Source organism: Polymorphobacter fuscus (assembly GCF_011927825.1).
GTDB classification, from domain to species: Bacteria; Pseudomonadota; Alphaproteobacteria; order Sphingomonadales; family Sphingomonadaceae; genus Sandarakinorhabdus; species Sandarakinorhabdus fusca.
Map to the genome: position 1 here is coordinate 2,267,233 of NZ_JAATJI010000001.1, position 14,969 is coordinate 2,282,201.

Sequence of the window (14,969 nt, forward strand, 5' to 3'; positions counted from 1 at the left end):
CGGGTGATGGAACGCATCAGCGAAGCCGAAGCTGCCATCATGGCGGTGCTCTGGATCGACAGCCCGCTGACGGCGCAGGACGTCATCAACCGGGTGCCGCCCGAACGCGGCTGGTCGGTCAACACCGTCAAGACCTTGCTGGCGCGGCTCGTCACCAAGCAGGCCGTCGCGCACGAGGCCGATGGCCGACGCTACCTCTACCGGCCGCTGATCGAACGCTCCGATTATGTCGCCGGCGAGTCGCGCCGTCTTATCGACCGGCTGTTCGGCGGCCGGCTGACGCCGCTGGTCGCCCATCTCGCCGAGCGCAACGCCCTCGGGCCGGACGAAATCGCCGAGATCGAAGCGCTGCTGAAGGACCTCAAGGGATGAGCGCGGCCATCGCCTGGGGCGCCTCCGCCCTTGCCGCCTCTACAGTTTTGATGCTGGTGGTGCTGGTGGTCCGGGCGCCGGCACGGCGGCTGGTCGGTCCGCGCCTGGCCTATCTGCTCTGGTTGCTGCCGGCGCTGCGGATGGTGTTGCCGCCGCTGCCCGCGGGCATGCTGCCGGGGCTGTCGGCCGCCGATGCCGCTCCGATGGCGGTGCTGTTCACCGGGCCACGCAATGGCGGCAGCGGCGGCGCCGACACAGGCATGCCGATGGCGGTCGAGGCCGTGCTGCTGGTCTGGCTTGCCGGCGCCATCGCGCTGTTCGCCATCCATGCCGTGCGGCATGCCCGCTACTGCCGCCGCTTGCAGGCCAGCGCCACCATCTACGGCCGGTCGGGCGGCATCCGCATTCTCGCCGCCGCTGTCGAAGGCCCGCTGGCGTTCGGTGTCGTGCGACGCTTCATCGCCGTGCCCCGACGCTTTGCCGAAGCCTTCACGCCTGGCGAGCGCGACCTCGCGATTGCCCATGAAGCCGCGCACCATGCGCGCGGAGACCTTCTGGCCAATTGGCTGTCGCTCATCGTGCTGGCAGCGCATTGGTGGAACCCCGTCGCCTGGGTGGCGATCCGCGCCTTTCGCGACGACCAGGAGTTCGCCACCGACGCGATGGTGCTGGCGCAAAGCACGCCCGAGGGCCGGCGGCGCGACGCCCGTGCCTATGCCCATGTCCTTGCCAAGGCCGCGGGGATCGGCGCCCTCCCCGCGTGCAACCTCAACCCGCGCTCCAACCTGAAAGGTCGACTGATGATGCTTGCCATGATCCCGCCTTCGAACCGCCGGCTCGCCTTCGGCAGTGCGGCCCTCGTGCTCGCCGGCGGCGCGGCGCTCGCCGCCACCGCTGCAACGCCTGCGTCGACCAAGGCCGGCGGCGGCCAGGCGGTGACGCTCGGGGTCAAGCCCGATGGCGCCGGCCGCTATAGCCTGATCGTCGGCGGCAGCGCCGTCGCACCCGGTGCGCCCTCGCCCGGCGGATTGACCCTGCCGGCCGATTTCACGGCGCCGGCCGGGTGTGACCTGACGCCGGCCGCCAAGCCCTTTGCCATGGTCATCAAGGGCAGCGAGAACGGCAGCGGAAACGCCAGCGGCGGCACTCGCACCTATACGGTGATGTGCGGCAGCGCCGCGCCGGCACCGATCGACGCGACGCTTGCCGAAGGCCTGGCCAGCCTCTCCACGATGCGCGCCTCGGTCGCCAGCCAGCCGGCGACCCCTGTCTTTCCGGAATCGGAACGCAGCCACGCGCTGGGCGCCATCGACCGCTCGATCCGCGACGTGAAAGCGACGCTGGCAACGATCCGTTCCGGCGCCTGACGCAGGCCGGTCCCGGGCAGGCTTTTGCTTGCACGCCGCCTTCCCCGGGTTACTATCGGCGGTGACGGGGGGTCATGCAAAAGGAGGCCCCCCGTGCGCCAACATCATCTCGTCGCCGCCGCATTGGCACTTGCCGGCATCCCCGCGGCAACCTTTGCCCATCATGGCTGGAGTTCGTACAACGCCAAGGCGCCGATCAAGGTGACCGCGCCCGTCAGCGCCGTGACCTGGGGCAACCCGCATGGCACGGCGCAGGTCACCTATCAGGGCAAGCCATGGGCCGTGGTGCTGGCCCCGACGGCGCGGATGGAAGCGCGCGGCCTGACCGAGGCGATGCTCAAGGATGCCAAGGCGGTGACGCTTGAAGGCTTTCCGCGCAGCGACGGCACCGCGGAAATGCGCATCGAGCGGGTCACGATCGGCACCAAGTCGGTCGAATTGCGCTAGGTGATCGCATCGCTTGTCGAATGGCTCCAGGCAAGCGGTCTCAGCGCCTGGGCCAGCGGCGGCGCGGTCTATCCTGTCGCCAATATCGTCCATCTGCTCGGGCTGGTGCTGCTCGTCGGCAGTATCGGCATCCTCGACCTGCGGCTGCTCGGTGCCTGGCCGGCGCTGCCCCGCGACGCCCTGCAGCGTGCCCTGACGCCGCTGGGGGTCGCCGGGCTGCTGCTGCTGGCAGTCAGCGGCAGTGTGTTGTTCGCCGCCGACGCCGAATCGGTCGCGGGCTCGACGGTATTTCGCTGGAAGCTGGCGGTGATCGGCCTGGCACTCGCCAATGCCGCCTTGTTTCGACGGGTCGGCGGCCGGGTGCTGGCGGCCATATCGCTGGCGGCCTGGCTGGTCGCCGCCGGGCTCGGGCGAATGATCGCCTATAGCTGACGCAGGGCGACCTTTATTGCGGCGGCGGTGGCGGCGGCGCGAATTCGGGTGGCGGCGGCTCGGCCGGCACGGCATCCACAGGGTCGCGGCCGGCATCGGGTGGTGCATCCTGGGCATCGAGAACCGCACCCGTGACGGCGCTGGCGGCGTCGCCGGCCTCCGGTCCCGCCACCGCGTCGACGATGTCGCCGATGGCGTCGGCTTCGGGTCGCCGGGTGCGCGGCGTGTTGGCGGCCCGGTCCTGGGCCAGCGCCGCAAGCATGAAGCGGCGCCAGAGCTTGGCGGGAACACCGCCGCCGACCACGCCGTTCATCGGCGAATTGTCGTCGTTGCCGACCCAGACCCCGACGACGAGGTCGCCGGCAAATCCGATGAACAGCGCGTCGCGGTGGTTCTGGGTGGTACCGGTCTTGCCATAGGCCGGCACCGGCAGCCGGGCGGCGTTACCGGTGCCGTTGCGGATGACGCTGGCGAGCATTTCGCGCATCGGCGCGCGGGACGGCCAGGGCGTCAGTGCATCGGCGGCAGCGCGGGCGGCGCCGATGACGCCGCGGCGGGTGGGCGGCAGTGCGGTGGCGGTCACCGGTCGCCGGCCCGACGACAGCGCCGCATAGGCCTGGGTCATTTCGATCAGCGTCACCGGCGAGGTGCCGAGCGCCATCGCCGGATATTCGCTGATCGGCGCGGTGATGCCGAGCTTGCGGGCCTGGGCAATGACTGCGGCGGTGCCGGTTTTCTGGGCCAGCTTGACGGCGACGACGTTGGAGGAGGCGGCGAAGGCGGTGATCAGGCTGATGTTGCCGCGGTATCGGCCATCGTCGTTCTTCGGCGCATAGTCATCGATCTGGACGGGCGAATCCTCGACCGTGTCGCCGGGGCGCATGCCTTCGTCGAGCGCCGCCAGATAGACGAACAGCTTCCACGACGATCCGGGTTGGCGCATTGCCTGGGTGGCGCGGTTGAATGGCGTCGTGACGTAATCGGTGCCGCCTACCATGGCGACGACCCTGCCATCGGGGCGCATGGCCACCAGCGCCGCCTGGGTCAGGTCGAGGCCTTTCGAGCCGGCGATGGTATCGCGCACGGCGCGCTCGGCCGCGGCCTGCAGGTTGCGATCGAGCGTCGTCCTGACGGCGACATCGCCATAATCGGCGTCGGGCGAGGCAGCACGCGCCTGGGGCAAGGCCCAATCGGCGAAATAGCTGCCGGTCGGCAGCGCGCGGCGGCCGGGCGTGTAGCGTGCCGGGCGGGCGCGGCGCGCCTGGGCGGGGGTGATGGCGCCGGTATCGACCATCGCAGCCAGCACCAGGTCGGCACGTTCCCGCGCGTCCTCCAGATGGCGGCTGGGGGCGAGGCGCGACGGTGCCTGGACCAGCCCCGCCAGCATCGCGGCTTCGCCCAGTGTCAGATTTTCGGGCTCGGTATCGAAATACACGCGCGAGGCCGCGCGAATGCCATAGGCACCGTCGCCGAAATAGACGCTCGACAGATAGCGCTGGAGGATCTCGTCCTTGCTCAGCCGTGCTTCGAGCCAGAAGGCGATGATGACCTCCTGCAGCTTGCGCGCGATGCTGCGGTCGGCGGACAGGAAGCTGGTCTTGGCAAGTTGCTGGGTGAGAGTCGATCCGCCCTGCACGGTGCCGCCGGCGGCAATATTGCGCGACAGCGCCCGGGCGATGCCGCGCGGGTCGATTCCCCAATGGTTGTAGAATCTACGGTCCTCGATGGCGATGAGCGCGCCGGGCACATATTTCGGCAGCCTGGCAATGTCGACCGGCGCTTCCTTGTAGTCGCCGCGCCGGGCGATCGGGCGGCCGCCGCTGTCGGTCAGCACCAACGCCGGCTTGGTCGCGGGTTCCAGCGCCCGGCCGAGCGGGGCGGTGAGCACCAGCCAGATGACCAGGGCGATCAGGAAGCCGGTCAGGATGGCGAGGCCGGGCAGCAGGTATCGGCGCAGCGGCCGGCGGGGTTCCGCCTCGGCGATTGCCAGGTCCGCCGGCTCGGTCATGCGCGCTCGCGGGTGGCGCTGAACCGGATCGCGGTTTCGCGCTGGGTGACGTAGTTGAGTTCCCAGCTGTCGCGCGCCATGAACACCGGGGCGCCGTCGCGATCTTCGGCCATGGCGCCGCGATTGTCGTCGATGAAGCGCTTCAGCTCGGCAGGGTCGCCGGCGATCCAGCGCGCGGTTTCATAGGGGCTGGGTTCGAACGACGCGGCGACGCGATATTCGGCCTCTAGCCGTGAAATCAGCACCTCCAGCTGCAACTGCCCGACGACACCGACGACCCATTGGCTGCCGAGCAGCGGCTTGAACAGCTGCGTCACGCCTTCCTCCGCCATGTCGGTGAGCGCGGTGCGCAGCTGCTTCGACTTGGTCGGGTCGCCCAGCCGCACGCGGCGCAGGATCTCGGGCGCGAAATTGGGAATGCCGGTGAAGGTGACATCGTCCTTTTCGACCAGCGAATCGCCGACGCGCAGCACGCCATGGTTGGGGATGCCGATGATGTCCCCCGGAAACGCCTCGTCGGCGATTTCGCGATCTTGCGCGAAGAAGAAGATGGGGGAGTTGATGGCGATGGCCTTGCCGGTGGCGACCTGGCGCAGTTTCATGCCGCGGCGGAACTTGCCCGACGCGATGCGCAGGAAGGCGATGCGATCGCGGTGCTGCGGGTTCATGTTGGCCTGCACCTTGAAGACGAAGCCGGACACCTGGGTGTCGGTGGGTTCGACCGCTTCGGGAAGCGCCGGTTGCGGGCGCGGCGCCGGGGCGAATTCCGCCAGCGCGTCGATCAGCGCCTCGACGCCGAAATCCTTGAGCGCCGATCCGAACAGCACCGGTGTCAGCGCACCCCTGCGATAGAGATCGGCGTCGAGCGTCGCATAGCCGCCCAGCGCCAGCTCGGCCTGATCGCGCAGCCGCTGCGCGATGGGGCCGCACAGCGCGTCGATTTGCGGATCGTCGAGCCCTGTCGTCTGCACCGTCGCGCCGGCAGCATTGGTGCCGGTACCGTCGGGCTTGAGGAATTTGTGGCTGCGCAGGTCGTACAGGCCCTTGAACTCGCCGCCCATGCCCGCCGGCCAGTTGAGCGGCGCCACGTCCAGTGCCAGCATGTCCGAAATTTCGTCGAGCAGTTCGAACGGGTCGCGGCCTTCGCGATCGACCTTGTTGATGAAGGTCAGGATCGGCACGTCGCGCAAGCGGCAGACTTCGAACAGCTTGCGCGTCTGCGCCTCGATACCGCGCGCCGCGTCGATCACCATGACGGCGGAATCGACCGCGGTCAGGGTGCGATAGGTGTCTTCGGAAAAATCCTCATGGCCCGGCGTGTCGAGCAGGTTGAAGACGGTGCCGCCGCGTTCGAAGGTCATCACCGACGAGGTGACGGAGATGCCGCGCGCCTGTTCGATCTTCATCCAGTCTGACCGGGCGCGGCGGTTCTGGCCGCGCGCGCGCACTTCGCCGGCCATGTGGATGGCGCCGCCGAACAGCAGCAGCTTTTCGGTCAGCGTCGTCTTGCCGGCGTCCGGGTGCGAAATGATCGCGAAGGTGCGGCGCGGAGCGGGCACGCTCATGGGAAGCGGATAACCGGGGACATGCCCCGGGGCTAGCGCCTCGCCATCCGTGCGACAAGTGGAACCTTGGGCGCGATGGTCGGAATCACAAAGCCTCTTCGCATCGAGTCATAATCATTATAGGCTGTTGCAGCGGGAGCCGCAGAAGGAGCGTGAATTGGGCATGAGACTGTTCGGGGCCGTGATGGCGCTGGTGGCCGGCCTGGTGACGGTTGCCGCCCCCGGTCCGGTCGCAGCCGCCAGCCTTTATGCCGTGCCCAAATACGCCGCCATCCTGATCAACAGCGACACCGGGGAGGTGCTGTACGCCCGCCAGGCCGACGCCCAGCGTTTCCCGGCGTCAATCACCAAGGTGATGACCCTTTATGTGGCCTTTCAGGAGCTGAAATACGGCAATATCCGTGAAGGCGACAGCATCCGCATTTCCAGCGTCGCCGCCCGCCAGCCGCCATCGAAACTCGGGCTGAAGCCGGGCAGCACGATCACCGTGCGCGAGGCGATGGGCGTCATCGCGACGCGGTCGGCGAATGACATTGCCGTGGCGCTGGCCGAACATATCGCGGGCAGCGAGGCGGAATTTTCGGCCCGGATGACCCGCGAGGCGCGCCGGCTGGGCATGTCGCGGACCACTTTTGCCAATGCGACCGGCCTCCCCAACGGCGGCCATGTCACCACGGCGCGCGATATCGCCACCTTGTCGCGCGCCCTGATCCGCGATTTTCCGAAACGCTATCCGATGTTTTCGCAAGTCGCCTTCGAATATGAAGGCCAGCAGATCGGCAACCACAATCACCTGCTGCGCACCCTGCCGGGCGTCGATGGCATCAAGACCGGCTTCACCAATGCTGCCGGCTTCACCCTGGCGGCGTCGGCGGCGCACGATGGCGTGCGCCTGATCGCCGTGGTGCTGGGCGGCCCGAATCGCATGATGCGCGACGGCAATGTGTCCGATCTTCTCGATACCGGTTTTTCGGTGCTGACGCGCCGGTCGCGCGGTGACTACACCACCGTCGCTGCCAATTTCGCCGAACCCGACGACCTGTCCGACAGCATCATGGACCGGCTGGCCAGCGAGGATCCCGCTGCCGAAGGGCTGGTGATGGGGACACAGCCGCGTCCGATGCAGCGCCGCAACTGACCCGAGGCAGCACGCGATGGCACGCCAGAACATCTTTTCGGGTTCACCCTATGAATCGCGGGTCGGCTATTGCCGCGCCGTGGCGCAGCCGCCGTTCGTTTTCGTTTCCGGCACGGTCGGGATCGACATGGACAGTGGCGAACTTCCGGCCGATGTCGAAAGCCAGTGCGCCAATGCGCTGCGCATCGTCGAAGTCGCGCTGCGCCATGGCGGGGCAACCTTTGCCGATGTGGTGCGCGTCACATATTATGCCCCCGATCGCGCCGATTTCGAAGCGTGCTGGCCACAGTTGCAGGCCACTTTCGGCAGCCATCCGCCGGCATCGACAATGGTCGTGGCGGGCTTGATCGATCCCGCGATGCGGATCGAGATCGAAGTGACGGCGATGGTCGACAGCGCCGCGACGGCGTGAGCGCCCCGATCGGCGTTGCAAGCAATGCGGCCGGTCGTGCGCCTATTTGGCATGGTCTTGCTCCAGACGTCACGCGCTGCTAACAAACCAAATCAGCGGCTTTTACCGCTGCTATTCGACGCTGCCCCGACCTGTTGTCCATCTGGATGATTTTTGTCGGACGTGGCCTCTCGATCTCGCCCCCGGTCGGGGTCAAAGACCGGGCTATTTCACCAGGTTTTCGGCCTGGATTTTCAAGGGGCAGGATGCACGCACCGACACTTGGCTTCAGCGGAACCGGCCTTGCGGCGGTTCCGGTTGGCCCGGTGGCGACGTTCCATGCACCGGGCGCCCGCAATGGCCCCGGCTATCCTGCCGCTGACCCTCGCATCACCCGATATCGGCCCGCGCTGCGCGACGCCGAACCACACGATATGCGCCGCCGCGAGTCCCGGATGGACCGCGGCCCCGGCGCCATGGAGCAAATTTATGTCACTTCGCATGCTGATCGACGCCCGCCACCCGGAGGAGACCCGGGTCGCCGTCGTCAACGGACAACGAATCGAGGAATTTGACTTCGAAGCTGCCGACAGGAAGCAGCTGAAAGGCAATATCTATCTCGCCAAGGTCACTCGCGTCGAACCTTCGCTGCAGGCGGCGTTCGTCGAATATGGCGGCAACCGTCACGGCTTCCTCGCCTTTTCCGAAATTCACCCCGATTACTATCAGATCCCGCGGGAAGACCGCGAGGCGCTGCTGCGCGAGGAAGCCGAATTCGCCGCCGAGAACGACGACCACCAGGACGACGAACTCGACGAGAATGGCGAGCCCCGCGACGAAGTGCTGGAAACCGGCGGGCAGAGCGACGAGCCGACCGATGCGCTGCGCCGCAAGCGCCAGTCGCTGCGCCGCCGCTACAAGATCCAGGAAGTCATCCATCGCCGCCAGGTGCTGCTGATCCAGGTCGTCAAGGAAGAGCGCGGATCAAAGGGCGCGGCGCTGACCACCTATCTGTCGCTCGCCGGCCGCTATTGCGTGCTGATGCCCAACACCGCCCATGGTGGCGGCATCAGCCGCAAGATTTCCAATATCGCCGATCGCAAGCGGTTGAAGGCGATCATGGCCGATCTGAAGCTGCCGACCGGCATGGGTGCCATCGTCCGCACTGCCGGGTTGAAGCGCTCGTCCGACGATATCCGCCGCGATTTCGATTATCTGACGCGGCTTTGGGATGAGATCCGTGAAAAGACGCTGGCAAGTTCGGCGCCGGCGCTGATCCACCAGGATTCGGACCTGATCAAGCGCGCCATCCGCGACATCTATCACCGCGACATCGACCAGGTGCTGGTCGAAGGCCCCGAAGGCTTTGCCGATGCGTCGCGCTTCATGTCGATGCTGATGCCGGGGCACACGCCCAAGGTCGTCGAATATTCCGACAATGTGCCGCTGTTCCAGCGTTTCGGCGTCGAACAGCAGCTTGAGGGCATGTACCAGCCGGTGGTCCAGCTGAAATCCGGCGGTTACATCGTCATCAACCCGACCGAGGCACTGGTGTCGATCGACATCAACTCGGGCCGCTCGACGCGCGAATATGGCATCGAGGAAACGGCGACCAAGACCAACCTGGAAGCCGCCGAGGAAATCGGCCGGCAGTTGCGCCTGCGCGACATGGCCGGGCTGGTGGTCATCGATTTCATCGACATGGAAGTCGGCGCCAACAACCGCCGCGTCGAAAAGGCGATGAAGGACGCGCTGCGGCATGACCGGGCGCGCGTCCAGATCGGCCGCATTTCGGCGTTCGGGTTGCTCGAAATGAGCCGTCAGCGGCTGCGCACCGGTATTCTGGAAGCCTCCACCCATATCTGCCCGATGTGCGAAGGCACCGGCATGGTCCGGTCGGTGGCATCCGCTGCCCTCGCTGCCCTTCGCGCGCTGGAGGCCGAGGCCCTGCGCGGCCGCGCATCGGACTTCACGCTGCGCGCCGGCGACGAAGTTGCGGTTTATATCCTCAACCGCAAGCGCATCGAGCTCGCCGAGCTGGAAGAACTTTACGGGGTGACGATCGTCACCGTGCCCGACGAATCGCTGATCGGGCCGAACTTTGCCATCGATGCCGGCGGTCCGCCGCCGACCAAGAAGGTCGAAATGCGGGCGCTGCCGGTGCCGGTGCGGATCGAGGATGACCCCGACGACGACATCGCCGAAGGTGACGACGAGGCCGGCGAGGACCGTCCGCAGGGCGAACGCGCCGAACGTGGCGACCGCAACGAACGCGGTGGCCGCAACAAGCGCCGTCGCCGCGGCGGCCGCAACGGCCGTGAGGAGGGTTCCGCAGATGCTCCGGTGGACGAGGGCGGCGACGCGCCGGCGGACGTCGAGGATGACGTCGAAGTGGTGGCGAAGGCCGACGAAAGCCCGGCCGAAATCGAGGCACGCGGCAACCGCGAACGCAGCGACCGCAAGCGTCGCCGCCGCGGCCGTCGTGGCAAGCGTGACGGGGCACCGGTGACCGAAACCGGCGAGACCGCAGCCGCCGTTCCGGCGGCAGCAGCCGAGGTCCCGGTGGCCGAAAGCCCCGCCGCTGACGCCGTCGAGGCAGCGCCCAAGCCCAAGCGCAGCCGTCGTCGCAAGGCCGATGTCGAAGGCGTGCCCGATCTCGCTGCCGCTGAAGTCGCCGAAGCGCAGGCTGAGGAGCCGGCGGCGGCGCCGGAGCCAGCTGAGGACGTGGCTGACGCCGTTGCGGAACCCAAGGCCAAGGGATCGCGCAAGCGCCCCAGCAAGACGCGCGCCGCACCGGCTGCGGCAGCGCCGGCAGCGAAGCCCGCGGCCAAGGCCAAGGCGGCTGCTGCACCGGCTGCGGTCACCGTCGCGCCCGAACCGGTCGCGGAAGCCAAGCCCAAGCGCGCGCCGCGCAAGGCGAAGGCCGAAGCGGCAACGCCCGAGGTAGCGCCGGCGACCAAGGCAACCGAGGCGGACCCGGTGCCCGTCAAGCCGAAGCGCCGGGCCAAGGCTGCCACCACTCCCGAAGCGGTCGCAGCGCCGGTGCCCGATGCACCAGCCGAGGCTGCGCCTGCCGCCGAGCCTGCCACGCCCGATGCTACGGACGCGGGCTCGACCGGCCCGGCGCGCAAGGGCTGGTGGCAACGCACGTTCGGTTGACGCCGACAGGTCTGTGCTCCCCGGCCCGAGCGGCCGGGGGGCCGGACGACCGCGACCAATTCCCAATCGCGTCATGGGGAAACTCGACTTCATCATGGCCAAGAAAGCGTTGCAGCGCAGCATCTGGCGCTGCCGGCCCCAAGCGGCCTAAGTCCGCGCAATGACAATTGCCGACAAATCTGCCGCTGCGACCGGCCGGGTGATCCTGGTCGGCGCCGGCCCAGGCGCCGCCGATCTGTTGACGCTGCGCGCCGCGCGCGCGCTCGCCGCCGCCGATGTCGTCGTCCATGATGGTCTTGTCGGCGCCGATGTCATGGCGATGGTGCCGGCCGGTGCCCGGCTGGTGTCGGTCGCCAAGCGCCGCGACCGCCACACCATGCAGCAAGCCGATATCGGTGCGTTGCTGGTCCGCGAGGCGCAGGCCGGCCATGTCGTGGTGCGGCTGAAGGGCGGCGACCCATTCATCTTCGGTCGTGGCGGCGAGGAAGTCAGTGCCTGCAACGCCGCCGGCATCGCGGTCGAGGTCATCCCCGGTGTCTCGGCGGCGCTGGGCGGCGCGGCAGCGGCGCTGATGCCGCTGACGCATCGCGACCATGCCTCGATCGTCTCCTTTGTCGCCGGCGAATGCCGTGGCCTTGCCGACCAGAATTGGGTCGGCCTTGCCGGCAAAGGACGGACGCTGGTGATCTACATGGGCGTCACCGGTGCTGATCGCATCGCCGAAAAACTGATCGGCGATGGCCTGGCCCCCGACACGCCTGTTGCCATTCTCGAACGTGCCACGCTCGCCGACATGCGGGTGCTGCGCGCCTGCCTTGCCGATCTCGGTGGGCTGGTGGCACGCGAAGCTGTCATTTCCCCGGCGCTGATCATCGTCGGCGATGTTGCAACCCTGGGCGCCGATGCGGCGCTCACCCAGATCACGAAGGCCCTGCCATGCCCAATATCCTGACCGGCAATCGGCTCGAAACCGGCGATGTCCTGTACTGGGACGGCGCCGACTGGAGCACCCGCATCGCCGATGCCGCCGAGATCGGCGCAGAAGGCGAGCCGCTGCTTGCCCGGCTGATCGCCGAGGAACGCATCAACGACCCCGTGCTCATTCCCGTCACCGGCAGCGCCGGCAACTGGATGCCCACCACCACCCGCGAGCGCGTTCGCGCCTCCGGCCCCAGCGTCCGCGCCGACCTGGCGCGCGGCAGCCTTTCTGTGGAAGCCATCTGATGTACGTTTACGACCAATATGACCAGGCCATCGTCGATGCCCGCGTCGCCGAGTTCAAGGACCAGGTCGGCCGCCGGCTGCGCAACGAGATCACCGAGGACCAGTTCAAGCCGCTGCGGCTGATGAACGGGCTCTACCTCCAGTTGCACGCCTATATGCTGCGCGTCGCCATCCCCTATGGTACCTTGTCGGGCACCCAGATGCGGATGCTGGCGCACATCGCGCGCAAATACGACCGTGACTACGGCCATTTCACCACGCGCCAGAACATCCAGTACAACTGGATCAAGCTGGAGCAGTTTTCCGACCTGCTCGACGACCTGTCGAAGGTCGAAATGCACGCTTTCCAGACCAGCGGCAACTGCATCCGCAACATCAGTTCGGACCAGTTCGCCGGTGCCGCCGCCGATGAAGTCGCCGACCCGCGGCCCTATGCCGAGCTGTTGCGCCAATGGTCGACGCTGCATCCCGAATTTTCCTTCCTGCCGCGCAAGTTCAAGATCGCCGTCATCGCCAGCGACACCGACCGTGCCGCGATCCAGCTCCACGATATCGGGCTGCAGCTGCGCCGCGACGATGCCGGGGCGCTTGGGTTCCGCGTCTATGTCGGCGGCGGCATGGGGCGCACGCCGATCATCGGCCAGGTGGTCCGCGACTTCATCGCGGTCGGACAGTTCCTCAGCTATTCGGAAGCGATTTTGCGCGTCTACAACCGCTATGGCCGGCGCGACAATATCTACAAGGCGCGCATCAAGATCCTGGTGACCGAGCTTGGCATCGACGAATTCCGCCGCCAGGTCGAAGCCGAATGGGCCGAGCTGGCACCGCTCGGGCTCGATGCGCCGCAAGCCGAATATGACCGGATCATCGCGCAGTTCGCCGAGCCCGCGTACGACCCGTCGGCGCCCGACACGCTCGATCTGTCGGACCCCGATTTTGCTGTCTGGGTCCAGCAGAACGTCCACGCCCACAAGCAGCCGGGCCATGCCATCGTGACGATCAGCCTGAAGCCGAAGCGCGGCATTCCGGGCGATGCGTCGTCGGCGCAGATGGATGTCGTCGCCGACCTGGCCGAACGCTATGCCCATGACGAGATCCGGGTGACGCACAGCCAGAATCTGGTGCTCGCGCATGTCCGCAAGGCCGATCTCTACGCCGTGTGGCAGGCGTTGGAGGCCGCTGACCTCGCGACGCCGAACCTCGATCTGGTCACCGACATCATCGTCTGCCCCGGCATGGACTATTGCACCCTCGCCAATGCCCGCTCGATCCCGATCGCCCAGACCATTGCCGCCAAGTTCGAGAACGACACCGCCGATCAGCGCGACATCGGCGAGCTGAAGATCAAGATTTCGGGCTGCATCAACGGCTGCGGTCACCATCATGCCGGCCACATCGGCATTCTGGGCGTCGATAAAAAGGGCGAGGAAGCCTATCAGCTGCTGCTCGGCGGCTCCGGCGCCGAGGACGCGTCGCTGGCCAAGATCCTGGGGCCGGGCTTTGACGAAAACGGCATCGTCGCCGCGGTCGACAAGTTGATCGCCTTCTACCGCACGGCGCGCAGCGCTCCCGACGAGCGCTTTCTCGATACCTATCGCCGCCTCGGGCCGGCGCCGTTCAAGGAAGCCGTTTATGGATAATTTCGACAATCAGGACCAGCAGGCGGTCGCCGGGGCGCCGTCGCCGGCGCTCGACGACCGTCCGGCACGGCTGCGCTTTCGCGACGATGCGCCCTTCGACAGCCCGATCGCACCGCTTGCCGATTTCCTCGCCGGCGGCAATTTCGCCGCCGTGCGGATCGAGCCCGGCGATGACGTCCGCGCCCTCCACCCGCATTTCGACCGGCTGAAGCTGGTCGAGGTCGCGTTCCCCAAGTTCCGCGATGGCCGCGGCTATTCCTCGGCGCGCATCCTGCGCGAGGAAGGCTTTACCGGGGAAATCCGCGCTGCCGGCGATGTGCTCGTCGACCAGATCGGCTTCATGCGGCGGGTCGGCTTCGACAGTTTCGCGCCCGATGTGCCGCTCAACCTCAAGGTCGTCCAGGCGACGCTCGATCGCTACCCCTATGTCTATATGAAGTCGTCCGACGGCAAACCGCCGGTCTGGGCGCTGCGGCATGGCTAGCACGGCGGCCGCACCGGCACGCCAGGTCGACGCCATCGACACGGCGCCGCCCTTCACCCTGCCCGATGTGGCACGGTTGACGGCGAAATATGCCGGCGTCGCCACCGAAGCCATGCTCGCCGACCTGCTCGCCGGGGAATTGCGCGGGCGGGTGGCTGCCGTATCGTCGTTCGGCAGCGAATCGGCAGTGCTGCTCGACATGGTCGCCGCCGTCGACAAGGACGTGCCCGTGATCTTCGTCAACACGCAGAAGATCTTCGGCGAAACCCTCGCCTATCGCGATACGCTCGCCGAGCAACTGGGGTTCACTGACCTGCGCGTCTATCGCCCTGACCCCCGGCTGCTCGCGGCCAAGGATGCGACGAGCCTGCGCTGGAGCTATGACCCCGATGGCTGCTGCGACCTCAGAAAGGTGGAGCCGTTGCGCCGGGCGCTGGCACCGTTCGACGCATGGATTTCGGGGCGCAAGGGTTTCCAGGGCAAGACCCGCGCCGCGCTGCCGCGCTTCGAGCTCGATGAGGGTCGGTTGAAGGTCAACCCGCTAGCCGACTGGACCCGCGACGCCATCGACGCGGCGTTCACCGCCCGCAAGCTGCCGCGCCACCCGCTGGAGGCGCAGGGCTATCCCAGCGTCGGCTGCGTGCCGTGCACATCGCAGGTGCAGCCGGGCGAAGACCCCCGTGCCGGGCGCTGGCGCGGGTGGGACAAGACCGAATGCGGGATTCACGACCCGGTGTTCTGA

Annotated in this window: 14 protein-coding genes; 12 read left to right on the forward strand and 2 right to left on the reverse strand. The window is 67.6% G+C overall.

Annotated features, from left to right (window positions below; genetic code table 11):
• Nucleotides 1–3: 3 nt before the first annotated feature.
• From GGQ62_RS10795 to GGQ62_RS10810, 4 genes are all read left to right on the forward strand, one after another.
• Nucleotides 4–372, forward strand: coding sequence for a BlaI/MecI/CopY family transcriptional regulator (locus GGQ62_RS10795; RefSeq protein WP_152577315.1), 369 nt, complete (start codon nucleotides 4–6; stop codon nucleotides 370–372).
• On the forward strand, nucleotides 369–1,739 hold the full coding sequence (locus GGQ62_RS10800; RefSeq protein WP_152577314.1) for a M56 family metallopeptidase: 1,371 nt from the start codon (nucleotides 369–371) through the stop codon (nucleotides 1,737–1,739). The genes GGQ62_RS10795 and GGQ62_RS10800 overlap by 4 nt, the downstream gene beginning before the upstream one ends.
• Nucleotides 1,740–1,832: 93 nt before the next feature.
• The gene (locus tag GGQ62_RS10805) at nucleotides 1,833–2,186 is read left to right on the forward strand and encodes a DUF6152 family protein (RefSeq protein ID WP_152577313.1); all 354 of its coding nucleotides are present in this window, start codon (nucleotides 1,833–1,835) and stop codon (nucleotides 2,184–2,186) included.
• Entirely contained in the window at nucleotides 2,187–2,618 is a 432-nt protein-coding gene (locus GGQ62_RS10810; protein WP_167649583.1) for a hypothetical protein, read from the forward strand.
• A 13-nt stretch (nucleotides 2,619–2,631) separates the two neighbouring features.
• Here the strand turns inward: GGQ62_RS10810 and GGQ62_RS10815 are convergent, their stop codons facing one another.
• The gene (locus tag GGQ62_RS10815; protein ID WP_152577312.1) at nucleotides 2,632–4,626 is read right to left on the reverse strand and encodes a transglycosylase domain-containing protein; all 1,995 of its coding nucleotides are present in this window, start codon (nucleotides 4,624–4,626) and stop codon (nucleotides 2,632–2,634) included.
• Nucleotides 4,623–6,191 carry a peptide chain release factor 3 gene (locus GGQ62_RS10820; RefSeq protein WP_152577311.1) on the reverse strand — a complete coding sequence of 523 codons (1,569 nt, stop codon included), beginning with the start codon at nucleotides 6,189–6,191 and terminating at the stop codon, nucleotides 4,623–4,625. The genes GGQ62_RS10815 and GGQ62_RS10820 overlap by 4 nt, the downstream gene beginning before the upstream one ends.
• Nucleotides 6,192–6,354: 163 nt before the next feature.
• Between GGQ62_RS10820 and GGQ62_RS10825 the strand changes: the two genes are divergently transcribed.
• From GGQ62_RS10825 to GGQ62_RS10860, 8 genes are all read left to right on the forward strand, one after another.
• Nucleotides 6,355–7,329 (forward strand): D-alanyl-D-alanine carboxypeptidase family protein, encoded by a 975-nt coding sequence (locus GGQ62_RS10825; RefSeq protein ID WP_243446078.1) that lies wholly within the window; start codon nucleotides 6,355–6,357, stop codon nucleotides 7,327–7,329.
• 16 nt (nucleotides 7,330–7,345) lie between these two features.
• Complete coding sequence (locus GGQ62_RS10830) at nucleotides 7,346–7,741, forward strand: RidA family protein (protein WP_152577310.1); 396 nt, start codon at nucleotides 7,346–7,348, stop codon at nucleotides 7,739–7,741.
• Nucleotides 7,742–8,209: 468 nt separating this feature from the next.
• A complete protein-coding gene (locus GGQ62_RS10835) occupies nucleotides 8,210–10,879 on the forward strand; it encodes an Rne/Rng family ribonuclease (RefSeq protein ID WP_167649584.1) in 2,670 nt (889 codons plus the stop codon).
• 160 nt (nucleotides 10,880–11,039) lie between these two features.
• The gene (gene cobA, locus GGQ62_RS10840; RefSeq protein ID WP_152577309.1) at nucleotides 11,040–11,831 is read left to right on the forward strand and encodes a uroporphyrinogen-III C-methyltransferase; all 792 of its coding nucleotides are present in this window, start codon (nucleotides 11,040–11,042) and stop codon (nucleotides 11,829–11,831) included.
• The gene (locus GGQ62_RS10845; protein ID WP_152577308.1) at nucleotides 11,816–12,103 is read left to right on the forward strand and encodes a DUF2849 domain-containing protein; all 288 of its coding nucleotides are present in this window, start codon (nucleotides 11,816–11,818) and stop codon (nucleotides 12,101–12,103) included. Before cobA ends, GGQ62_RS10845 begins: the two co-directional genes overlap by 16 nt.
• On the forward strand, nucleotides 12,103–13,743 hold the full coding sequence (locus GGQ62_RS10850) for a nitrite/sulfite reductase (protein ID WP_152577307.1): 1,641 nt from the start codon (nucleotides 12,103–12,105) through the stop codon (nucleotides 13,741–13,743). The genes GGQ62_RS10845 and GGQ62_RS10850 overlap by 1 nt, the downstream gene beginning before the upstream one ends.
• Nucleotides 13,736–14,227, forward strand: coding sequence for a DUF934 domain-containing protein (locus GGQ62_RS10855; protein ID WP_152577306.1), 492 nt, complete (start codon nucleotides 13,736–13,738; stop codon nucleotides 14,225–14,227). The genes GGQ62_RS10850 and GGQ62_RS10855 overlap by 8 nt, the downstream gene beginning before the upstream one ends.
• A complete protein-coding gene (locus tag GGQ62_RS10860; protein ID WP_152577305.1) occupies nucleotides 14,220–14,969 on the forward strand; it encodes a phosphoadenylyl-sulfate reductase in 750 nt (249 codons plus the stop codon). The genes GGQ62_RS10855 and GGQ62_RS10860 overlap by 8 nt, the downstream gene beginning before the upstream one ends.